The sequence below is a fragment of the Nocardia sp. NPDC050406 genome (genome assembly GCF_044459025.1).
GTDB lineage: Bacteria > Actinomycetota > Actinomycetes > Mycobacteriales > Mycobacteriaceae > Nocardia.
Map to the genome: position 1 here is coordinate 234,372 of NZ_JBITIM010000002.1, position 21,765 is coordinate 256,136.

Consider the following 21,765-nt stretch of genomic DNA (forward strand, 5'->3'; position numbering starts at 1 on the left):
GTTTCGGCCCGCTGTCCGGTTCAGGTAGCGAACCAACCACGACAGGAGTCGAATCATGAAGCACCGCATCGTCGTCCTCGGAGCCGGATACGCCGGAGCCATCACCGCCGGTCGCCTCGCCAAGCGGCTGCATCGTGACGACACCGAGATCACCCTCGTCAACGCGGATTCCGAATTCGTCGAGCGCATTCGCCTGCACCAGCTCGCCTCGGGACAGGATCTGAAGGCGCGCCAGCTGACCGATGTGTTCGCGGGCACCGGCGTGACGGTGCGGCGGGCGTGGGTCACCGCCGTCGACGCCGACCGCAAGACCGTCGCTCTCGCCGATGAGCGCGGTGCGTCCGAAATCGCTTACGACACACTCGTTTACGCGCTCGGCAGCGCCATTGCCGACTACGGCGTCCCCGGTGTCGCCGACCACGCCTACAACGTCGCCGGAAAGCGGGCCGCACTGCGGCTGCGGGCGCGGCTGAGCGAATTGGCGGTGGGCGCGACCGTTCTGGTCGTCGGCGGCGGGCTCACCGGAATCGAGGCGGCCACCGAAATCGCCGAGGCCCGACCGGATCTCGCGGTCACCATCGCGGCGCGCGGCGGCGTCGGCGACTGGCTCAGCGACAAGGCGCAGCGTCACCTGCGCGCCACCTTCGAACGGTTGGGCATCACCGTCCACCCGAACACCGATATCGCGCGCGTCGAGGCGGACGGCGTGGTCACCGCGGACGGCGGGCGGATCGACGCTCAAGCGACCGTGTGGACAGCGGGTTTCGCCACGCACCCGATCGCGGCCGCCAGCACCCTGGCGGTATCGGAGCGCGGACAGATCCGCGTGGACGGCACCATGCGCTCGGTATCGCACCCCGACGTGTACGCCGTGGGCGACGCCGCGCATGCCGAGGGCGTGGGCGGCAAGGCGCTGCGAATGGGCTGCGCCACCGCCACCCCGATGGCCATGCAGGCCGCCGACGCGCTCGCCGCGCGCCTGACCGGCCGTAAGGTGCCCGAGGCCCCGATCGGCTACAACGCGCAGTGCATCAGCCTCGGTCGCCGCGACGCCATCTTCCAGAAGGTGACCTCCGCGGACGAGCCCACCTCCACGGTGCTCACCGGCGGCCTCGGCGCGCGGATCAAGGAACTCATCTGCTCGGCCACGGTCTGGAGCATCGCCAACCCGACCATGATGATGCCTACCCGCCGCCGTCACGTCGTGGTGACCGAGGCGGCCCAGCCGGTCACCGCGTGAGCATGCGGCACCCGGCCACGGTGTGCGGCCCGGCGTCTTCGGGTCGGATCACCGGCGGTGGGACGGCCGCCCGCGCATCGGGCCGCCGCCCCCTCGCGTCACCACTGCTTCGGCATCTCCTGCACGGCCCACTTGTTGCCGTCCGGATCGGCGAAGTAGGTGAACAGGCCCCAGCCCTCGTCCTTGACCGGGGTGGCCTCCACCCCGGCGGCGACGAGCTGCTCGTAGGCCCGCTCGGCGCTCTCCACCACCATCTGCATGCCCTCGACGCTGCCGGGGGCGGCCTCGGTGAGACCCGTGCCGATACAGATCGAGCAGCCGGAACCGGGCGGCGTCAGCTGGACGAAGCGCACGCCTGGTGAGGGGCTGGCGTCGTGATCGGCATTGAAACCGATCTTGGTGTAGAAGTCCTTGGCGCGATCGACATCGGAGACCGGGATAGCGACGAGTTCGATTTTCCAATCCATTGTTCGAGGGTCCCACCGACCACCGACACCGATACCCGCTTCGACCGCGATTTCCCGCCTACTCTGGTGCTCATGGCAAAAGATATCGATCGCATCCGGGCGCGTTCCGCACTGGAGACGGTCAAGGAGAATCCGGTCATCGCCGTCATCGCGGCGCTGCCCGTGGCGGCGGCCTTCGCGGTGGTGTGGTGGCTGCTGGGCTTCTTCCCGGCGCTGCTGTTGCTGCTCGTCTTCGGCGGCGTGGTGGTGTGGAAGGGCAAACTGCTCGGCTGAGGGCGAGAATCGCCGAGCGCGAAAGCCGAAAAGCTCAGCGCGGCACGTGGAAACGCACCAGTTCGCCCGTGCCCGGATCGGCGTCGCGCCATGCCCGGTCGAACTCCAGGACGGCCAGCGCCGAGGTCGGGAACTTCGCGCTCATCTCCGCGGCCGCGAGGCAGTCCCGATTGCCCGCCAATTCCCATGCCGTCCATGGCATTCCGGGCGCGTGCCCGATCACCAGCAGCGTCTGCGCCGCATCGTCGGCGAGTTGGATCAATTCGATCAGCGCGCGTGGCGATGCCTCGTAGATGGATTTCTCGAACGACACCGGCGCGGTGATGCCGGTCGCCGTGAGCGTCTCGCGCGTGCGCGTCGCGGTCGAACACAGCACGGCGTCGATCTCCGGCTGCGTCTCGCGCAACCAGTCCCCGGCCAGACCCGCCTCGCGGCGGCCGCGCGGTGCCAACGGCCGGTCGTGGTCGGCGACGCCCTCGGGATAGCCGGATTTGCCGTGCCGCATGAGGATCAGGGTCCGCACCATGGCCAATACCGTAGCGGCCCCCCGAGAGCCGTCTCACAATGTGGCATGGCGGTGCCCGACAAGAGATGTCCGTCACTCTCGAGGCACACTGAAGTACGGCGTCACATCGGAGTGCCGACTAGCGCCGGAACCACGCATATATTAGAACGTGTTCTACCGCCCCTGCTCGAACCCGAGCCGGTAGCACCGCGACTGTTTCGAGGATCTGCGAGATATGGCCTATGTGATCACGCAGCGTTGTTGCAACGACGCCAGCTGCGTACCCGAGTGTCCGGTCGACTGCATTCGTCCCACGCCCGAATCGCCTGAATTCGCGACGGCCGAGCAGCTCTACATCGACCCCGACACCTGCATCGACTGCGGCGCGTGTGTGGACGCCTGCCCGGTGGAGGCCATCTTCTCCGAGGACGACCTGACCGCCTCGCTGGCGCGGTTCCGCGATGTCAACGCCGCCTACTTCGAGCGCCATCCGCTGGAGTCGAACTTCGAGCCGCTGGTCGCCCCGACCCGCGCGCCCAAGGAGCTCGGCACCCTGCGCGTGGCGATCGTCGGCGCGGGCCCGGCCGCCTGCTACGCCGCCGAGGAGCTGCTGCGCCGCGCCGACGTGGAGGTGGAGCTGTTCGACCGGCTGCCCACGCCCTACGGCCTGGTGCGCGCGGGCGTCGCCCCCGACCACGCCGGAACCAAACTGGTCTCCAATATGTTCGAGACCGCCTTCCGGCGCGACACGCTGCAGTACTACCTCAATGTCGAGATCGGCAAGCACATCAGCCACGACGAGCTGATGGCCCACCATCACGCGGTGGTCTACGCCGTCGGCGCCTCCACCGACCGGCACCTGGGCGTGCCCGGCGAGGAGCTGCCCGGCAGCCACTCGGCCACCGAATTCGTGGCCTGGTACAACGGGCACCCGGATTTCGCCGATCGCGAGTTCGACCTCTCCGGTGAGCGCGCGGTGATCGTCGGCAACGGCAATGTGGCACTGGATGTGGCGCGCGTGCTGACCATGAATCCGGACGACCTGGCCAAGACCGATGCCGCCGACTACGCCATCGACGCGTTGCGCCGCAGCAATATCCAGGAGGTCGTGGTGATGGGCCGCCGCGGTCCGCTCCAGGCCGCCTACAGCACACCGGAGTTCATGGCGCTCACCCATCTGAAGGGTGTGGACGTGGTGGTCGATCCGGATGATCTCCAGCTGGATCCGGAGAGCCAGGCGCTGCTGGACGATCCGGAGGTCGAACCGCATCTGAAGCTCAAGTACACCCTGGCCCAGGAGTACGCGGCCAAGTCCCCGACACCGGGCAACAAGCGAATCGTGTTCCGCTACCTGGTCTCTCCCACCGCGATCACCGGCGACGGGAAGGCCGAGACGGTCGAGTACGTGCACAACGAACTCGTCTCCGAGAACGGCCGCACCGTGGCGCGGGCCTCGGACCGCACCGACGCGATGGACGCCTCGCTGGTGCTGCGCTCCATCGGCTATCGCGGTGAGCCCGTGGCGGATCTGCCGTTCGACGAGGGCAACGGTGTCATCCCGAACGAGAAGGGCCGGGTGCTGACCTCGGCGGGCGACCCGCTGCGGGGCGTGTACGTCTCCGGCTGGATCAAGCGCGGACCGCGCGGCGTGATCGGCTCCAACCGCGTCGATTCGCAGGAGACCGTCGACCAGCTCATCGACGACTTCATCCAAGGCAAACTCGCCGCGCCGCAGGCGGATCGGGCCGCCCTCAAGACGCTGCTCACCGAGCGGCAGCCCGATCTGGTGGACCGCGAGGGCTGGAAGGCCATCGACGCCGCCGAGAAGACGGCGGGCAAGGTGGGCGGGCGGCCGCGCGTGAAGTTCACCAGCCTGGAGAACCTGCTCAAGGCCGCCAAGGGCTGAACATTGTCGTATCGAATGGCCCCACCGGTATTCCGGTGGGGCCATTCGCGTTTCAGCCGCCCAGCGCGATGGTGAGCCCGTCCTTCGTGCACGCCGAGGGCATGCAGTGCCACCCGGAGACGTCCATGGTGTCGGAGTCGCTGATGGTCTGGACGTACTCCGTCGCCACATCGATGGCCTCGGTGCAGCCCACCCGCCCCGCGGGTGTGCCGACCGCGGTGACGCCGCGGGTACCACCGCCCGCGTCGGTGACCGTGCCGCAGTCGACGTTCTCGATCGGCTCCGGAACGGGGGTCGTGGTCGGCGGCGGGGGAGGCGGCGGCGGGACGGGCGCGGCCGCGCCGCGCAGGCCGATAAGGAGGCCGTCCTTGAAGCAGATGTGCGCGACGGCGTTGTCCGGCTGCGGTTCACAGGTCCAGCCGTCCACCGCGGTCGCGTCACCGGTGCGGGTGGCCTGCACGTAATGGCTGGCGACGGTGATCGCCTCGGTGCAGCCGGGTATGCCCGCCTGGCTGGAGTAGGCGATCACATCGGCGCTTTGGCCATTGGCTCCGGTAACCGGCCCGCAATTGACGTCGCCGGTCGGGTGCGGAGTGGGCCGGGGCGCGGGCGGCGGGACCGCCGACGTCCCGGTCGGTTGCGTGCTGGTGGAGGTGACCGTGGTGGACGAGGCCGCGGTGCTGGTGGTGGCCTTGGATGAATCCGAGGAATTGCCACAGGCGGTCAGGGCGACGACCATCGCGAGCATCGTCAGGGAAGCGAGTCTCATACCCAATATCGTTGCGCAGCATTTGCTGCGCTTCGGTAGGCGCGGCCGAGGGACGTTCAGACGGGCAGCGGCCCCACGCGCACCGTGGTGGTGGTGATGCCGCCGACCACGAACCACAGCCGCAGCACCGGGTGTCCGGTGCGGTCGCCCGGCTCGTAGCGGCTGCGCACCGTGATGTGCTCGCGTGCGTAGACCGGGGCGATGTACTCGACCACCGCGCGATGCGGTGCGGCCACCAGCTTCGGATAGTCCACCAGGTACTGCTCCACCGCCTGCCAGTACATGGCGTTGTTGACGTGGTTGTACTGGTCGATATCGGTGGCGCGCAGCGAGAACGGCAGATCGGTGTCGGATTCCGGCGGCGTCTGATCGGTGAGCCAGGGTCGCCACCGCAGCCGGTGCTCGTCGGTGGTGCGGGCCAGCTGCGCCAAACCCTCGTCGCTGATGCGGGTGGGCATATTGGTGGATTCGTTGATATTGATCCAGAAGCCCTCGGTCTCGATCAGACCGCCGTTCTCGCTGGTGATCTTGACCCGCATATTGGTCCACCGCGTGGACATGGCCGAGCACCACCGCCGCAGTTCGACGCGATCGGGCCAGTAGACCGGGCGCACCACGTCGATGACGGTGCGGCGGACGATCCAGGCGGGGTCGGTGCGGTGGAAGACGCTGGAATGCAAGTCTTCCCAGGCGATGTCCTGTAGATAACGGGCCACGCCGTCCAGACGCAGCCGGTTGTACGGATCCACATCGCCAGCCCGGACGGGCCACGCCGAGGCGAAGCCCAAGCCCTCCTGACTCAGCGGGGCGAGTGGCTGATCGAGTGACACTGGTGCTCCTCGCGCTGCACTGATCCGCTGTGGCGGATCCGGTGTGCCGCGTTCTCGTGCGGTGCTTGCTGGACACGACTTTACGGGGCGTGCGCGACCCCCTCACGTCGAGTCACCTACTCATTTTCCAAGGGCCTGACACGGTGCGGCCAGCGTCGTAGCCTTCCTGTAGTAGTCCATGCAGGGGAGGCGCGCATGGTGGCGGGCTCCAGGGCTGCTCACGGTTCGGGCGGTACCAGGTTCGCGGGCGGCCCTCCAGCTCTCCGACGCCCAGACGGCCGTCGTGTATCCGCCTGCGGGCCAGTCGGTTCCGCCGCCCGACACCGACGGGACCGCCTTCACCGCTGAGTCGGGTTCGATCGGCCGGTGCCCGCGGCGGACGGCGGGCGGGGGAATCGGTTAGGTTCGAGGCGTATCCAACGGTGGGTAGATCGGAGTAGTCGCATGCGTGCAGCCGTGGTGAGCAAGCTGGAGGGCCCCGAGGCGATCGAGGTCGTCGAGATTCCGGAGCCCGCGGGCTATCCCGGGGGCGTGGTGATCGACGTGCACGCGGCCGGGGTGGCGTTCCCGGATGTGCTCATGACCCGGGGGCTCTACCAGATGAAGCCGCAGCTGCCCTACGTCGTGGGCTGCGAGATCGCCGGTGTGGTGCGCGAAGCGCCGGAGGGCGCGCACGTGCGCTCCGGTGACCGGGTGATCGCGCTGACCCTGCTGGGCAATGCCATGGCCGAGGTCGCCGTCTCGCCCGTCGACTACGTGTTCAAGCTCCCCGACAATGTCTCGCTCGAGGCGGGCGCGGGCGTGCTCTTCAACGACCTGACCGTGCACTTCTGCCTGCGCAAGCGCGGTCGCCTGGCCGAGGGCGAGACCGTCCTGGTGCACGGCGCGGCCGGTGGCATCGGCACCTCCACCCTGCGCATGGCCGTCGCGTTGGGTGCGAGTCGCGTGATCGCGGTGGTGAGCACCGAGGAGAAGGCCGAGGTCGCGCGCGCCAACGGTGCCACCGATGTGGTGCTCACCGAGGGCTGGCTGGCCGCGGTCAAGGAGCTCACCGGCGGCCGCGGCGTCGATATCGTCCTCGATCCCGTCGGCGGTGACCGCTTCACCGATTCGCTGCGCTCGCTGGCCCCCGGCGGCCGCCTGCTCGTCGTCGGTTTCACCGCCGGTGAGATCCCCACCGTCAAGGTGAACCGCCTGCTGCTCAACAATGTCGAGGTGGTCGGCGCGGCCTGGGGCGAATGGGCCATGAAGAACCCGGGCTACCTGCAGGAACAGTGGGCCGAGGTGGAGCCGCTGCTGGCCAAGGGCGAGATCACCGCGCCTATCCCGGTCGTGTACCCGCTGGAGCGGGCTTCGGAAGCCGTTGCGGCGCTGGACAATCGCACCGCCAAGGGCAAGGTGGTCGTCGCCGTCCGGTGACGCTCAGGCGGCGAAGCGGCGGCGATGCAGTTCCCGAATCGCCTCGGTGAGCTCGGGAGCCGGGCCCTCGACCGGAATGCCGGGGGCCACCTGCTGAATGGGCAGCGCCGCCACCGGCGAGGCCGGGCCGCCGAACGCGGTCGACCACTCGGTGAACTGGGCCGAGGACGCGACGTAGACGATGCGGCCCAGCCCCGCCCAGGCGTGCGCGGCCGCGCACATCGGGCAATGCTCACCGGAGGTGTACACGGTGGCGCGCACCCGCTCGGCGGGCGAGAGGTGGGCCGCGGCCCAGCGGGCGAGCGCGATCTCCGGATGCGCCATGGGGTCGTCGGCGCTGGTCTCGCGATTGCGGTCCGCGGCGAGCACCGTCCCGTCCGCGGCGACCAGCACCGAGCCGAACGGATTGTCGCCGTCCGCCAAGGCCTCGGCCGCCAACTCCACACAGTGCCGCAGGTGTGCCAGGTCGCTTTCGGTGATCATGAACTGCATGCTAGTGGTGGCGGGCGGGCGCACCGCCCGTCCGGCGGCCTCCGAAAAGGTGAACCATGCAGCTGTCCAACCGAGTCCTGAATCGCACCTTGTTGGCGCGCCAGCATCTGCTGGAGCGGTCCACGCTGACCGTGCCGGAGCTCTGCGATCACCTCGTCGGATTGCAGGCCCAGGATGTGCCGCCGCCGTTCATCGGATGTTGGAGCCGCATCACCGATTTCGATCCCAAGCCGCTCTCGGCCGGATTGGAGGACCGCTCCCTGGTCCGAATCACCTTGATGCGCGGCACCATTCACCTGGTCACCCCGACCGATGCGCTGCGCATCGCCCCGCATATCCAACCGGAGCTCGAAAAGGTGCCCTTCCGTAAGGGTTTCAACTACGGGGCCATGGTCGGACTGGATCCCGAGCAGGTGCGCGCACGCGGTGAGGAGGTGCTGGGGGAGGAGCCCATGAGCGCCGCCGCCCTGCGCGAACGCGCCGCCGAGCTCTACCCCGACCGCGATCCCGGCGCGGTCCTGCAAACCTGGCTCTACCAGCTGCCGGTGCTGCAAACCCCGCCCCGGGGCCGCTGGAAGGACAACAGCCGCCCGGTCTGGTCCCGCGTACAGCCCTGGCTCGGCGCACCCCTCGACCCGAACTACCCGCTGGAGGAGCTGCTGCTGCGCTACCTGCGCGCCTTCGGCCCCGCCACCACCATGGACATGCAGACCTGGTCCAAACTCACCGGCATCAAAGCGGCCGTCACCCGGCTCGGCGACCGCGTGCGCACCTACACCGACGAGCGCGGTCGCACCCTCTACGACGCCGCCGACGCCGAACTCGCCGATCCGGACATCCCGGCCCCCGTGCGCCTGCTCGGCTGGTACGACAACGCCATCCTCTCCCATCAGGACCGCACCCGCATCGTCCCCGACGGCAGCGCACCGCCCTTGCGCGCCTTCGCCAACCAGGTCTCGCCGATCCTCGTCGACGGCTACCTCTGCGGCGTCTACAAGGTCTTCACCGACCGCGAGACCGCCCGACTGCGCATCAGCCCGAGCGGCGAGTGGTCGCCCGCCACCCGCGCCGAGGTGGCGGCGGAGGCCGCGGCGCTGCTGGGCTTCCTGGAACCCGACCTGCGGCCCAGCGTCGAATTCGTCGCGCCGGGAGCCGATCTGCGCCCCTGACGACGCCTGCCTCGAGGCCGTGGGTTTTACCGCGCGGAAACACCCGGTCGCTAGGCTTGCGGCACCGCGTTCATGGCTGCAACGGATGCGGGGCACCGGCCACCACCGGGCGGGCGAACCAGCCGCATTTCCAGGAGGAATGCCGCATGGTGCGCGCTCTGCCATCGTCCACTGTCATCGGTGATGTCACCGTCTACGCCGCTACCGCCGCGGGGCCGCGCTGGCTCACCGGGCGCGATGTCGTGGTCGTGGACGGCCGAATCACCGCCATCGCCCCGAATGCCGGTGCGGGCCTTGATCTTCCGTATGTCGACGCCGCTGGCGGACATCTGATCCCCGGTTTCGTCAATACCCACACCCATCTCCAGCAGTCCGTGCTGCGCGGCGCGGGCGAGGGCCTGCCGCTGCTCGAATGGCTGCGCTGCGTCGGCGAATTCACCGTCGCGGCCACTCCCGAGCAGACCTATCTGGCCGCCCTGGCCGGTGGACTCGAACTGTTGCGCGGCGGTGTCACGACGGTGGTCGAGCACATGTGGCCGAATCCCTCGGGGGCGGTGCACGACGCGGCGCTGCGGGCCCTCGACGAGCTGGGCATTCGGGTGGTCTTCGGCCGCGGTCTGGCCGACCGCGCCGACGCGTCGCGGCGCTGGGGGATGGATCCCCGTCTGGTGCAACCGCTTTCGGAGGCCTTCGACCATATCGACGACCTCGACGCCGCATGGGCCGGATCACGCGTCGACACGGCCCTCGCCATTCCGAATCCGCGCTGCCTCACCCCCGAGGGCATGGCCGCGGTCCGCGACTACGCCGACCGGACCGGCAAGACCATCTCCATCCATCTCCTGGAGACCACCACCGACGAGGACATGTGCCGACAGCACGCGGACTGCTCGGCCGTGGACTACCTGGACCGCGGCGGCCTGCTGGGGGAGCGCACCCTCGCCGTGCACTGCGTCCACCTCGACGAGTACGGGCGACGCCTCTTCGCCGAACGCGGAGTCGCGGTGTCCTACAACCCATTGAGCAATATGCGCCTCGGCAGCGGCGCTGCCCCGGTGATCGACATGCTGGCCGCCGGAATCGGAGTCGGCCTCGGCGTGGACGGCGCGGCCAGCAATGACACCCAGGACATGCTGCTGGCCCTGCGTATGGGTGCGTATCTGCAGCGCGTCACCCACCAGCGCGCCGATCTGCTCGGTTTCGACGAGATGATGCGGCTGGCGACGCGCGGCGCCGGGCGGGCGCTGGGCGACCCGGCCGACCACGTCGGCCTTGCCGTCGGCGACCGCGCCGATCTGGCCCTGCTGCGCTTCGATCGCGATTTCGCCTGTCTGCCGGTGCGTGATGCCGGAGCGACGCTGCTGACCACCGCCTCACCGCGCGTGGTGGACACGGTGTGGGTGGACGGTGAGGCCGTCGTGCGCGACGGCCGCAGCACGCGCACCGACGAGCAGGCGCTGACCAAGTCACTGCTCGGCATGCAATAACAGTTAATCCGCCGGAAACACCCTATCGATTGCATGTAATCCACTGCCGCAACACTGAAGTCACGCAGTAATTGCACACAAGATCGAGAGAAGGTGAGCGCGGTGGTGCTCTACGACACGGTGCGCGACACCGAGACCGGGCGAAGAGCCGAGACGGTCACCGGGGACCGGGAGATCTCCTTCACCGGCCTGGGAAAGCGCTACGACGGCAAGGGTTCCGGCGATGTCGTGGCCCTCACCGATATCGACCTGACGGTGCGCGGCGGCGAATTCGTCGCCGTGGTCGGGCCTTCCGGCTGCGGCAAGTCCACGCTGCTGCGCCTGGCGGCGGGGTTGGAGCGCCCGACCTCGGGAACCGCTGCGGTGGAGACGGATTCGGTCGGCTTCATCTTCCAGGAGGCCACCCTGCTGCCCTGGCGCAAGGTGTCGCGCAATGTGGAACTCAGCCGAACTGCGCGGGATCGACCGCGCCACCCGCCGTGCCCGCGCCACGCGAGCATTGCGCGCGGTCGGCCTGGCCGAGTTCGCCAGCAAACTCCCGGGCCAGCTCTCCGGCGGTATGCGCATGCGCGTATCCCTCGCTCGCGCACTGGCTTTGGAGCCGCGCCTCATGCTCCTCGACGAGCCCTTCGGCGCACTCGACGAGATCACCCGGCTGGGCATGCAGGAGGAATTGCTGCGGCTCTACCGCGACAACGCCTTCACCGCCCTGTTCATCACCCACTCTGTCTCGGAGGCGGTGTTCCTTGCCAATCGCGTGGTGGTCATGTCCGCCCGACCCGGCCGCATCCACGAGGTCGTCGACATCGACCTGCCCTATCCGCGCGGTCGGGAGCTGCGCTTCGACCGGGACTTCACCGATCTGGTGTCGCGGGTCTCCCGCTCCCTGAAGGAGGCCGCCTGATGGTCGGCATCGCCCTCCCTGCGGTCCCCGCCCGCACCCGGCCCGTGCTGCGCTTGGCCCCCCTGGCGCGCAAAGCCGCTGTGCCCCTTGTCTGTATCGGCCTCGCGCTCGGTGCCTGGTACACGGTCTCCCTGCTCCTGCTCGCCCCCGATCGCCGCTTCCTGCTACCGCCACCACACGCCGTACTCACCGAATCACTCATGGACCCAGCGAAATTGGAGGTCATGCTGCGCGCCCTCGCCGTCACCGCGCGAGTCGCGGTCACCGGCCTGTTCTGCGCGGCGGTCCTCGGTATCGCCATCGGCGTCCTGATGAGCCAGGCGAAGGTCATCGAGCGCGTGGTCTACCCCTGTGCGGTGGTGCTGCAAGCGATTCCGGTGCTCGCCGTGGTCCCGCTCATCGGCCTGTGGTTCGGTTACGGCACCGCCGCCCGCACCATCGTGTGCGTCCTCATCGCCATGCACCCGATCATCGCCATGACGCTGTTCGGCATTCAGTCCGTGGACGCCAACCTGCGCGAACTGTTCACCCTCGGCCGCGCGAATCGCCTGCGCCGCTTGATATCCCTCGAACTCCCCGCCGCGCTGCCCTCCATCATGACCAGCCTGCGCACCGCCGCCGGACTCTCGGTGACCGGCGCGATCATCGGCGATATGTTCTTCGCCAAGGGCCAGCCCGGTATCGGCACGCTGCTCGACAATTACCGCGCCCGACTGCAATCCGAGGATCTGCTCGCCGCGCTCGCACTCGCCGCCCTGTTCGGCGTCACCGTCTTCGCGATCTTCACCGTTGCCCAGCGCCTCACCGTCGGCCGCTGGCACGCCTCCGGTCGCTGACTCTCATCCTCACCCTGTGGAGAACTCATGCACACCTGTGTTCGTCGTGCCGGAATCGCGGCGCTCGCGGCGCTCGTCATCGCCAGCGGCGCGGCCTGTTCCAGCTCCGACGCCGAGACCGAGGCGGTCCCGTTGCCGCCCGCCCCGGCCGAACAGCAACTGGCCGGGGTCTGCCCCGCCACCGTCGCCGTCCAGCTCCAATGGGAGCCGGAGACCGATTCCGGCCCGATCTTCGGACTCCTCGGTCCGGGCTACCGCGTCGACTCCGACAACAACAAGGTCACCGGCCCACTCGCGGTGGACGGTAAGGACACCGGCGTCGACCTGGAGATTCGCGCGGGCGGCCCGGCCATCGGCTTCCAGACCGTGCCCTCGCAGATGTACGTCGACGATTCGATCACCCTCGGGCTCACCCACTCCGAGCACGCCATCGCCGCGGCCGGAGGGCAACCGCTCGTCGCTGTGACGACGCTGCTGCGCTACAGCCCGCAGATGCTCATGTGGGATCCCGACACCCATCCGGACTGGAAGGGCATCGCCGATATCGGCAAATCCGGTGCGCCCATTGTGGTTTCGCAGGGCCAGCTGTACCCGGACTGGCTGGCCGGGCGCGGACTCGTGGACGCGAAGCAGCTCGACACCTCCTACGACAACTCCCCGTCCCGCTTCGTCTCCGACCCCTCCTTCGCCCAGCAGGGCTTCGCCAATTCCGAGCCCTACGTCTACGAGCACGAGGTCCGCGCCTGGAACAAGCCGGTCGCCTACCAATTGCTGCGCGATGTCGGCTACGAGGGCTATGCCCGCACGGTGAATGTGCGGGCCGACAAAGTGAACGAACTGCGCCCCTGCCTGCAACGCCTGGTCCCCATGATCCAGCGGGCCACGGCGCGCTTCCACGCCGACCCGACCCCCGTCGACGAGATCATCGTCGATGTCGTCGCCAAGAGCGCGAACTTCAGCCCCTACAGCGCCGAACTCGCCGCGTTCGGCTCCCGCCTGCTCATCGACAAGGGCCTGATCGGCAATGAGACCGACGGCGTTGTAGGCAGTTTCGACGAGGCCCGCGTCCAGCGCGTCATCGACGAATTCGCGCCCATTCTGCGCCGCGGCGGCGCGCAGGTCCCCGCCACCCTCACCGCCCGGGACCTGGTCACCAAGGAATTCCTCGACCCGACCATCGCGGTCGCGAACTGAAAGGACCACCATGACAACCGGTTACGACCTGTCCGAAGTCGATCGCGAGAAGCGCATGGGCGGTCTCGGGGCCGAAGCCGCCCGGGAGATCCGCGTCATCGACCTCACCGATTTCGAGGCCCGCCGCGCCGAGATCACCGATCAGCTCTGGACCGCCGCCACCGAGATCGGCTTCTTCCAACTCTCCGGCCACGGCATAGCGCGCGAACACATGGACGCCGTATTCGCCCGCACCGAAAGCTTTTTCGCGCTCCCCGACGCGGTGAAGGGCCAGTATCCACTGGTCAAGGCGAACAATGCCGGATGGGAGAGTCTGAGTCAGGTACGCCCCTCCATCGGCGTACCCGACCAGAAGGAGTCCTACCAGATCACCCGCCCGCATATGGCCGAACTGTGGCCCAGCGAGGCGGAGCTGCCCGGATTCGCCGCCGCCATCCTCGCTTTCGAACACGAGTGCTGGACGGTCGCCATGCGCGTGCTCTCCTGCTTCGCCGACCGCCTCGGCCTGCCGCGCGAACACTTCACCGCCGCACACGATCCGGCGTCACCGCACTACCAGAGCACCCTGCGGCTGCTGCACTACTTCGCCGTCCCCGAGGAGCTGCGCGATGTCCCCGGCCGCTGGCGCGCCGGTGCGCACACCGACTTCGACTGCCTCACACTGCTTTTCCAACGCGACGGGCAAGGCGGCCTGCAGGTCTGCCCGGGCAAGGAGATGGAAGAACAGCGGTGGACCTCCATCACCCCGTCCTCGGACCTCATCACCTGCAATATCGGTGACATGCTCACCCGCTGGAGCGACGATCTGCTGCCCTCCAACTTCCACCGCGTGCGCGGCCCGGGCCGCGACGAGTACCAGGGCGACCGCTACAGCATCGCCTACTTCGCCCAGGCCGACCGCGACGCCATCATCCAGGGCCCGCGCGGCACCTACCCGCCCGTCACCGCCGCCGACTTCCTCACCCAGCGCGTGCGGGCCAACTACAGCCCCCAGCGGTAACTTCGAACCGACCCGCGAAAGGACCCTCATGCCCGACGACACCAGCGCCGCCCTGCTCGGCCCCTCCGTGCACCGGCAGCTGCGACAGCTGGTGCTGTCGGGGGAGCTCGAGCCCGGCGCACCGCTCAGCGTCCTGGCCCTGGCCGCCCGCCTCGGCGTCAGCCGCAGCCCGGTCCGCGAGGCCGTCCAGCAGCTCATCTACGAGGGCTTGGCGGTCACCGTGCCGCACGCCGGTGCCCGCGTGGCCGTCGTCGACGATGCCCGGATTCGCGAGGTCCTGGCGGTTCGGGCGGTCCTGGACGGCCTCGCTGCCGCCGAGGCCGCCACCCGCCTCACCGAAGCCGATCTGGCGAAGCTCACGGCGATGCTCGCGGCCCAGGAGGAGAATCTGCGCGACGGCGCCGACAGTGCCCGCGACGCCGAACTCGACCTGGAATTCCACACCTTCATCCGCGACAGCAGCGGAAACGCCACGCTCGCGGACGAACTCGCCCGCCTGGAGTCCCAGGCCCACCTCTACCGAGGCGACCTGTGGACCCGGGAACGCAACCGCCGCATCGCGGTGCGCGAACACCGGCGCATAGTCGAGGCGCTCGAATCCGGCCATGCCGAGGACGCCCGCGCCGCGGCACAGGCCCATGTGCACGGCCTGCTCACCCGGCTCGACCGCCGCTGACCTCACTGCGTATTGCGGTAGGCGGGCGCCTTGCTCGTCGCGGTCGGGGTGAGGGTGCGCAGCAGCGGCAGGGTGCGGCGGGGGACCACCGTGGACAGCACGATCACACTGTGCGAGCGCACCACCGACGAGGTGCGGTCGATGCTGAGCAGCACACTCTGCAAACCGGCATGCGAATCCGCGCCGATCCGGCACAACACGTCGCTGGACCCGGTGGTGGCATAGGCCTCGAGCACCCCGGGAATCGCGGCCAGATCCGCCGCCACCGCGTCCAGCGCACCCTGGGCGATCTCCAGCGTGACGAAGGCCTCCACATCGAAACCCGCTGCGGTGACATCGATCTGCGGATCGTAGGAGGCGATCACCCCGGCCTCCTCCATGCGCGCGATGCGCGACTGCACGGTCGCCCGCGCCACCCGGGTGCGCCGGGACAGCTCCAGAATCCCCGCCTTCTGATGCTCGTGCATGGCCGTGAGAATGGCCAGGTCCAGCTCGTCGAGCTTGGCGGGAGTGCGTGCCATGACGGGTCTCCGTTTCTGCAACAACACAGCAGGTGTTCTATTCAAATTGTCCAGCACGAACGTGAACTTGGTGACGCAATTCACCAGGGTGTCTACTCGAATTCGGCGATATTGCCTACTGTCGATCCTGGGCTTTTCCTTGGTTCATGAGCATCGAGGCCACCGCCGCACCTGTTCAACCGCCGCAGCGACCGCATTCGGACGCCGTACCCGACGACGATCTGCGCCGCCTCGTCGGCCTGGTCGACCACGATGCCGCCGCCGACCCGTTCCCCGTGCTGGGCTGGGACGCGCTGGTGTGGGTGGTGGGCAATGCCACCCAGACCGCGCACTATCTGGAGTCCGCCTTCGGTCTGCGGTTGGAGGCCTACTCGGGTCCCGAGACCGGCAATCGCGATCACAAGGCGTTCGTGCTGCGCAGCGGAGGCGTCCGATTCGTCGTCAAGGGTGCGGTGGATCCGGCGAGTCCGCTTGTGGCGCACCACGATCGGCACGGGGACGGCGTCGTCGACATCGCGCTGGAGGTGCCCGACGTGGACCGCTGCATCGCCCGGGCCCGCGCGCAGGGCGCGACCGTCCTCGTCGAACCCCACGACGACACAGACGAATTCGGCACCGTGCGCTCCGCCGCCATCGCCACCTACGGCGAGACCCGGCACACCCTCGTCGACCGCTCCCGCTACCACGGGCCGTACCTGCCCGGATATATCGCGCGCACCTCGCACTACCGTCCGCGCCCCGACGACCCGCGCCGCCTCTTCCAGGCCATCGACCACGTCGTCGGCAATGTCGAACTCGGCCGCATGGACGAGTGGGTCGAGTTCTACCGCCGCGTCATGGGTTTCGAGAACATGGCCGAATTCGTCGGCGACGATATCGCGACCGAATACTCGGCCCTCATGTCCAAGGTCGTCGCCAACGGCAACCACCGGGTCAAGTTCCCGCTCAACGAACCGGCCAACGGCCCCAAGCGTTCTCAGATCGACGAGTACCTGGAGTTCTATCGGGGACCGGGCGTCCAGCACATCGCCCTGGCCACCGGCGACATCCTGCGCGCCGTCGACTGCCTGCGCCGCGAGGGCATCGAATTCCTCGAGACCCCCGACTCCTACTACGAGGACCCGGAATTGCGCGCCCGCATCGGCCACGTCCGGGCGCCCGTGGAGGAGTTGCAGCGCCGCGGCATCCTGGTCGACCGCGACGAGGACGGCTATCTGCTCCAGATCTTCTGCAAACCGATCACCGACCGGCCGACCGTATTCTTCGAGCTCATCGAGCGGCACGGCTCCCTCGGCTTCGGCAAGGGCAATTTCAAGGCGCTGTTCCAGGCCATCGAGCGTGAACAGGAGTCGCGCGGAAACCTCTGAGCGCGAGCCGGAACCCCAAGACTCGGTAGAGTTCACGGCATGCGGATGACATCGGCGATCGTCACGGGGATGACCTTCGCATTGCTGCTGTCGGCATGCGGGGGGAAGAGTGAGAACGACACCCCGACCGTGCTGCGGACACCCCCGAAAGTCGCGACCCTGGGACCCTTCGTCGGCGAGTGCGGGCACGTCACCGATGACGAGGTCCGCGATATCGGCGGTCTCGGCTCGCTGTCTCGGGTCTTCAAGAACTCCGTCGGCTGCAACTATCAGGCCGCCGGATCCAGTTCCTCCAGCGTCACTTTCGCGTCCTATCGTGGCAGCCCCATCGACCGCGAGAAGGCGTGGGTGGCCAGTGTCGGTCGCGATCCGGAGACCATCGAGGTGGGCGGCAAACCGGGCTTCCAGGCCCTCGACCCCAGCAATCGGGTCTGCGATCTGGCCGTCCAGCTCGACGACGACTTCTTCGAATGGTCCATGTCCTACGGCCTGTTCAGCGGGGACAACCTCGGCAACCCGTGCGACCGCACCCGCAAGTTGGCCGAGCTGACCGTGGCGCGACTCGGATGAGGGGCACCGGCATGACGCGTGGCACCAGGATCACCGGCGCGCTGCTGGCGGCGCTCGCGCTGACCGCCGTCGTGGGCGGCTGCGGCAAGACCATCGAGGGCACCGCCCTCCCGGCGGGCGGCACCACCGGCGACGGCGGCGGCCGCCTCAACACCAATTTCGACAAACTGCTGCGCGAATGCGAGGTGGTCTCGCTCGACGACATCGGCAAGACCGTCGGCGAGGGCATCTACGTGAGCCCGTCCTTCAACGGCGCGGTCTGCATGTGGGATCTCGACGGCGGCGCCAGCGGCAGCGGCATGGTGACGCTGAGTTGGTACGAGCTCGGCTCGCTCGCCAACGAGAAGAAGAACAACGACCGCCTCGGCTATGTGACCAACGACATCACGGTGCAGGGCCGTCGATCACTCGAGACCCGACGCCCCAACGACCCGGACTCCTGCGGGGTGCACGCGCCCGCCGCCGACGCCGGAATCGTCGGCTGGTGGGTGAACTACCGTGCGGGAGGGGCACATACGGATCCCTGCGAGGCGGCGCGCAAACTCGTCGAGCTCACCCTCAACCTGGCTCGGTGAGTGCACCCGCCGTCCGCCACCGCCCCCGCGGCGTCGTCCGCCCTGTCCGTCTCGCCCCGTGAGACGCCCTGCACGCCCTCTACCTGCCGTGCTGCGCTACGGTTGCCGGGACCCCTTTTTGCTCCCGGAAACGCGCACGGGTATCGTGGATCGCTGTGCCCGGAAGCATGCGGGCAAGTTTGTGCGCAGTACGTAGGCCAGCGAGAGCGGCTGACCGTTCCAGCGTGTCCTGAAAACGGACCGTTCGCTGCGCGCGACACGCCCGACCTCGTGGCAATGAAATGCCGCGGGAACTGGGCGGTAAAGCTCGAATGACAAAGACATGAAGTTCCAGTCACCTGGTTACTAAAAGGAAAGCCGGTCTATGCCAACCATCAACCAGCTGGTCCGCAAGGGTCGCCGCGACAAGGTCGCCAAGACCAAGACTGCGGCCCTGAAGGGGAGCCCGCAGCGTCGTGGCGTGTGCACTCGCGTGTACACCACGACCCCGAAGAAGCCGAACTCCGCGCTCCGCAAGGTCGCGCGTGTTCGCCTGACCAGCGCGGTCGAGGTCACGGCTTACATCCCCGGTGAGGGCCACAACCTGCAGGAGCACTCGATGGTGCTCGTCCGCGGCGGTCGTGTGAAGGACCTCCCGGGTGTGCGTTACAAGATCATCCGCGGCTCGCTCGACACCCAGGGTGTGAAGAACCGCAAGCAGGCTCGCAGCCGCTACGGCGCCAAGAAGGAGAAGAGCTGATATGCCGCGCAAGGGCCCCGCTCCCAAGCGTCCGCTGATCAACGACCCGGTCTACGGTTCGCCCCTGGTGACCCAGTTGGTCAACAAGATCCTGCTGGACGGCAAGAAGTCGACCGCCGAGCGCATCGTCTACGGTGCCCTCGAGCAGGCTCGCGAGAAGACCGGCACCGATCCGGTCGTGACCCTCAAGCGCGCGCTGGACAACGTCAAGCCGTCGCTCGAGGTGAAGCCCCGCCGCGTCGGTGGCGCCACCTACCAGGTGCCGGTCGAGGTCCGTCCGGGCCGCGCCAACACCCTGGCGCTGCGCTGGCTGGTCAACTTCTCCCGCGCGCGTCGTGAGAAGACCATGGTCGAGCGTCTGGCCAACGAGCTCCTCGATGCCAGCAACGGCCTGGGCGCTTCGGTGAAGCGTCGCGAGGACACCCACAAGATGGCCGAGTCCAACCGGGCGTTCGCGCACTACCGCTGGTGATTCGACACCCGGCACCCCGTTTCGGATGTGCCGGGAATCGAGTCGCAGTCCGGCGCGACGGCGGTGTCGTCCACGGCACCGAATCACCGCGCCGGGCGTAGACACAGTGATGACCGCTGGGGAAGCCAGGGTCGTTCCCGAAGATCCCACCTAGCTAACGAGACGGGAAGATTTCCGTGGCACAGGAAGTGCTCACCGACCTGAACAGGGTCCGCAACATCGGCATCATGGCGCACATCGATGCCGGTAAGACGACGACCACCGAACGCATCCTCTTCTACACCGGCATCACGTACAAGATCGGTGAGGTGCACGATGGTGCCGCCACCATGGACTGGATGGCGCAGGAGCAGGAACGCGGTATCACGATCACGTCGGCCGCGACGACCTGTTACTGGAAAGACAACCAGATCAACATCATCGACACCCCCGGGCACGTCGACTTCACCGTAGAGGTGGAGCGGTCGCTGCGCGTGCTCGATGGTGCCGTTGCCGTCTTCGACGGCAAGGAGGGTGTCGAGCCCCAGTCCGAGCAGGTGTGGCGTCAGGCCGACAAGTACGACGTGCCGCGCATCTGCTTCGTCAACAAGATGGACAAGCTCGGCGCGGACTTCTACTTCACCGTGCAGACCATCAAGGACCGCCTGGGCGCGCGTCCGCTGGTGCTCCAGCTCCCCATCGGCGCGGAGGACACCTTCGAGGGCATCGTCGACCTGGTCGAGAACAACGCCAAGGTGTGGCGTGGCGAGACCAAGCTCGGCGAGCAGTACGAGGTCGTCGAGATCCCGGCCGATCTGCAGGAGAAGGCCGAGCAGTACCGTCAGGAGCTGCTCGAGACCGTCGCCGAGTCGGACGAGGCGCTGCTGGAGAAGTTCTTCGGCGGTGAGGAGCTCTCGATCGAGGAGATCAAGGGCGCCATCCGCAAGATGACCGTGAACTCGGAGCTCTACCCGGTGCTCTGCGGTTCGGCGTTCAAGAACAAGGGCGTGCAGCCCATGCTCGACGCCGTCATCGACTACCTGCCCTCGCCGCTGGATGTCGAGTCCGTGCAGGGCCACGTGCCCGGCAAGGAGGACGAGGTCCTGGTTCGCCGTCCGTCTTCGGAGGAGCCCTTCGCGGCCCTGGCGTTCAAGATCGCGACCCACCCCTTCTTCGGCAAGCTGACCTACGTCCGTGTGTACTCCGGCAAGGTCGACTCCGGCGCTCAGGTCATCAACGCGACCAAGGGCAAGAAGGAGCGTCTGGGCAAGCTGTTCCAGATGCACTCCAACAAGGAGAACCCGGTTCCCGAAGCCGTCGCTGGCCACATCTACGCGGTCATCGGCCTGAAGGACACCACCACGGGTGACACCCTGTGCGATCCGCAGAACCAGATCGTGCTGGAGTCCATGACCTTCCCGGACCCGGTCATCGAGGTGGCCATCGAGCCGAAGACCAAGGCCGACCAGGAGAAGCTGGGCACCGCCATCCAGAAGTTCGCGGAGGAGGACCCCACCTTCAACGTGAAGCTGGATCAGGAGACCGGCCAGACCGTCATCGGCGGTATGGGCGAGCTCCAGCTCGATATCTACGTCGACCGCATGAAGCGCGAGTTCAAGGTCGAGGCGAATATCGGTAAGCCGCAGGTGGCGTACCGCGAGACCATCACCAAGACGGTCGAGAAGTACGAGTACACCCACAAGAAGCAGACCGGTGGCTCGGGCCAGTTCGCCCGCGTGATCGTCGCTCTGGCTCCGCTGACCGACGCCGAGGACGGCGCGACGTACGAGTTCGAGAACAAGGTCACCGGTGGCCGCGTTCCGCGCGAGTACATCCCCTCGGTGGACGCCGGTATCCAGGACGCCATGCAGTACGGCGTGCTCGCTGGCTTCCCGCTGGTCAATGTGAAGGCATCCCTGCTCGACGGCGCCTACCACGAGGTCGACTCCTCGGAAATGGCGTTCAAGATCGCGGGTGCGATGGCCCTCAAGGAAGCGGCCCGCAAGGCCGGTCCGGTGATCCTCGAGCCGCTCATGGCCGTCGAGGTCACCACGCCCGAGGATTACATGGGCGAAGTGATCGGCGACCTGAACTCTCGCCGTGGCCAGATCCAGGCCATGGAGGAGCGCAGTGGTGCCCGTGTCGTCAAGGCGCTGGTTCCGCTCTCGGAGATGTTCGGCTACATCGGTGACCTGCGGTCCAAGACCCAGGGCCGGGCGAACTTCTCCATGGTGTTCGATTCGTACGCGGAGGTTCCGGCCAACGTGTCGAAGGAGATCATCGCCAAGGCGACCGGCGAGTAATTCGCTGTCGGGGCGGGTTTGCGAGAATCCGCCCCGAGTGGTCGTCGAACGACCCCCTGTAATACAAACCGC

The 21,765-nt window shown here is 68.0% G+C and carries 22 protein-coding genes and 1 pseudogene; 17 read left to right on the top strand and 6 right to left on the bottom strand.

Going from position 1 to position 21,765, the window contains the following annotated elements; all coding sequences use genetic code 11:
- Positions 1-55: 55 nt before the first annotated feature.
- Entirely contained in the window at positions 56-1,240 is a 1,185-nt protein-coding gene (locus ACIBH2_RS14685; protein ID WP_397117501.1) for an NAD(P)/FAD-dependent oxidoreductase, read from the top strand.
- 98 nt (positions 1,241-1,338) lie between these two features.
- On the opposite strand, the gene ACIBH2_RS14690 is transcribed toward ACIBH2_RS14685, so the two are convergent.
- Entirely contained in the window at positions 1,339-1,707 is a 369-nt protein-coding gene (locus ACIBH2_RS14690; RefSeq protein WP_397117503.1) for a VOC family protein, read from the bottom strand.
- 72 nt (positions 1,708-1,779) lie between these two features.
- On the opposite strand from ACIBH2_RS14690, the gene ACIBH2_RS14695 reads away from it, so the two are divergent.
- On the top strand, positions 1,780-1,980 hold the full coding sequence (locus tag ACIBH2_RS14695) for a hypothetical protein (RefSeq protein ID WP_397117505.1): 201 nt from the start codon (positions 1,780-1,782) through the stop codon (positions 1,978-1,980).
- A gap of 34 nt (positions 1,981-2,014) precedes the next feature.
- Here the strand turns inward: ACIBH2_RS14695 and ACIBH2_RS14700 are convergent, their stop codons facing one another.
- Positions 2,015-2,506: a SixA phosphatase family protein gene (locus ACIBH2_RS14700; RefSeq protein WP_397117507.1), complete on the bottom strand. Its 492-nt coding sequence runs from the start codon at positions 2,504-2,506 to the stop codon at positions 2,015-2,017.
- A gap of 214 nt (positions 2,507-2,720) precedes the next feature.
- Here ACIBH2_RS14700 and ACIBH2_RS14705 point away from each other — a divergent pair, with 214 nt between their 5' ends.
- Positions 2,721-4,391: an FAD-dependent oxidoreductase gene (locus ACIBH2_RS14705; RefSeq protein ID WP_397117509.1), complete on the top strand. Its 1,671-nt coding sequence runs from the start codon at positions 2,721-2,723 to the stop codon at positions 4,389-4,391.
- 52 nt (positions 4,392-4,443) lie between these two features.
- Here ACIBH2_RS14705 and ACIBH2_RS14710 read toward each other — a convergent pair whose 3' ends face one another.
- Positions 4,444-5,160, bottom strand: a complete 717-nt coding sequence (locus tag ACIBH2_RS14710) for a hypothetical protein (protein ID WP_397117511.1) — start codon at positions 5,158-5,160, stop codon at positions 4,444-4,446.
- Positions 5,161-5,216: 56 nt separating this feature from the next.
- Positions 5,217-5,990 (bottom strand): acyl-[acyl-carrier-protein] thioesterase, encoded by a 774-nt coding sequence (locus tag ACIBH2_RS14715; RefSeq protein ID WP_397117513.1) that lies wholly within the window; start codon positions 5,988-5,990, stop codon positions 5,217-5,219.
- Positions 5,991-6,434: 444 nt separating this feature from the next.
- On the opposite strand from ACIBH2_RS14715, the gene ACIBH2_RS14720 reads away from it, so the two are divergent.
- Positions 6,435-7,409 (top strand): NADPH:quinone oxidoreductase family protein, encoded by a 975-nt coding sequence (locus tag ACIBH2_RS14720; RefSeq protein WP_397117515.1) that lies wholly within the window; start codon positions 6,435-6,437, stop codon positions 7,407-7,409.
- 3 nt (positions 7,410-7,412) lie between these two features.
- Here ACIBH2_RS14720 and ACIBH2_RS14725 read toward each other — a convergent pair whose 3' ends face one another.
- On the bottom strand, positions 7,413-7,892 hold the full coding sequence (locus ACIBH2_RS14725) for a nucleoside deaminase (protein WP_397117517.1): 480 nt from the start codon (positions 7,890-7,892) through the stop codon (positions 7,413-7,415).
- 65 nt (positions 7,893-7,957) lie between these two features.
- On the opposite strand from ACIBH2_RS14725, the gene ACIBH2_RS14730 reads away from it, so the two are divergent.
- From ACIBH2_RS14730 to ACIBH2_RS14760, 7 genes and pseudogenes are all read left to right on the top strand, one after another.
- The gene (locus ACIBH2_RS14730) at positions 7,958-9,070 is read left to right on the top strand and encodes a winged helix DNA-binding domain-containing protein (protein WP_397117519.1); all 1,113 of its coding nucleotides are present in this window, start codon (positions 7,958-7,960) and stop codon (positions 9,068-9,070) included.
- 146 nt (positions 9,071-9,216) lie between these two features.
- Entirely contained in the window at positions 9,217-10,557 is a 1,341-nt protein-coding gene (locus ACIBH2_RS14735) for an amidohydrolase family protein (RefSeq protein WP_397117521.1), read from the top strand.
- 102 nt (positions 10,558-10,659) lie between these two features.
- A pseudogene (locus ACIBH2_RS14740) lies at positions 10,660-11,461 on the top strand (ABC transporter ATP-binding protein).
- A complete protein-coding gene (locus ACIBH2_RS14745) occupies positions 11,461-12,297 on the top strand; it encodes an ABC transporter permease (RefSeq protein WP_397117523.1) in 837 nt (278 codons plus the stop codon). Before ACIBH2_RS14740 ends, ACIBH2_RS14745 begins: the two are co-directional and overlap by 1 nt.
- A 27-nt stretch (positions 12,298-12,324) precedes the next feature.
- On the top strand, positions 12,325-13,491 hold the full coding sequence (locus ACIBH2_RS14750) for a nitrate ABC transporter substrate-binding protein (protein ID WP_397117526.1): 1,167 nt from the start codon (positions 12,325-12,327) through the stop codon (positions 13,489-13,491).
- Positions 13,492-13,501: 10 nt separating this feature from the next.
- Complete coding sequence (locus tag ACIBH2_RS14755; protein WP_397117528.1) at positions 13,502-14,491, top strand: isopenicillin N synthase family dioxygenase; 990 nt, start codon at positions 13,502-13,504, stop codon at positions 14,489-14,491.
- Between the two features lie 28 nt (positions 14,492-14,519).
- Positions 14,520-15,167, top strand: a complete 648-nt coding sequence (locus ACIBH2_RS14760) for a GntR family transcriptional regulator (RefSeq protein ID WP_397117530.1) — start codon at positions 14,520-14,522, stop codon at positions 15,165-15,167.
- Positions 15,168-15,169: 2 nt separating this feature from the next.
- Here the strand turns inward: ACIBH2_RS14760 and ACIBH2_RS14765 are convergent, their stop codons facing one another.
- Positions 15,170-15,688: an Lrp/AsnC family transcriptional regulator gene (locus ACIBH2_RS14765; RefSeq protein WP_397117532.1), complete on the bottom strand. Its 519-nt coding sequence runs from the start codon at positions 15,686-15,688 to the stop codon at positions 15,170-15,172.
- A gap of 146 nt (positions 15,689-15,834) precedes the next feature.
- Here ACIBH2_RS14765 and hppD point away from each other — a divergent pair, with 146 nt between their 5' ends.
- The 6 genes from hppD (at position 15,835) to fusA (ending at position 21,693) form a co-directional block, all read left to right on the top strand.
- Entirely contained in the window at positions 15,835-17,055 is a 1,221-nt protein-coding gene (gene hppD, locus ACIBH2_RS14770; protein ID WP_397117534.1) for a 4-hydroxyphenylpyruvate dioxygenase, read from the top strand.
- Positions 17,056-17,094: 39 nt separating this feature from the next.
- Entirely contained in the window at positions 17,095-17,625 is a 531-nt protein-coding gene (locus ACIBH2_RS14775) for a DUF3558 domain-containing protein (protein WP_397117536.1), read from the top strand.
- A gap of 11 nt (positions 17,626-17,636) precedes the next feature.
- Complete coding sequence (locus ACIBH2_RS14780; protein ID WP_397117538.1) at positions 17,637-18,200, top strand: DUF3558 domain-containing protein; 564 nt, start codon at positions 17,637-17,639, stop codon at positions 18,198-18,200.
- Between the two features lie 364 nt (positions 18,201-18,564).
- Positions 18,565-18,939 (top strand): 30S ribosomal protein S12, encoded by a 375-nt coding sequence (gene rpsL / locus ACIBH2_RS14785; protein ID WP_014353064.1) that lies wholly within the window; start codon positions 18,565-18,567, stop codon positions 18,937-18,939.
- Position 18,940: 1 nt separating this feature from the next.
- Positions 18,941-19,411, top strand: a complete 471-nt coding sequence (gene rpsG, locus ACIBH2_RS14790) for a 30S ribosomal protein S7 (RefSeq protein ID WP_014353063.1) — start codon at positions 18,941-18,943, stop codon at positions 19,409-19,411.
- A 176-nt stretch (positions 19,412-19,587) separates the two neighbouring features.
- Entirely contained in the window at positions 19,588-21,693 is a 2,106-nt protein-coding gene (gene fusA / locus ACIBH2_RS14795; RefSeq protein WP_397117541.1) for an elongation factor G, read from the top strand.
- Positions 21,694-21,765: the final 72 nt, after the last annotated feature.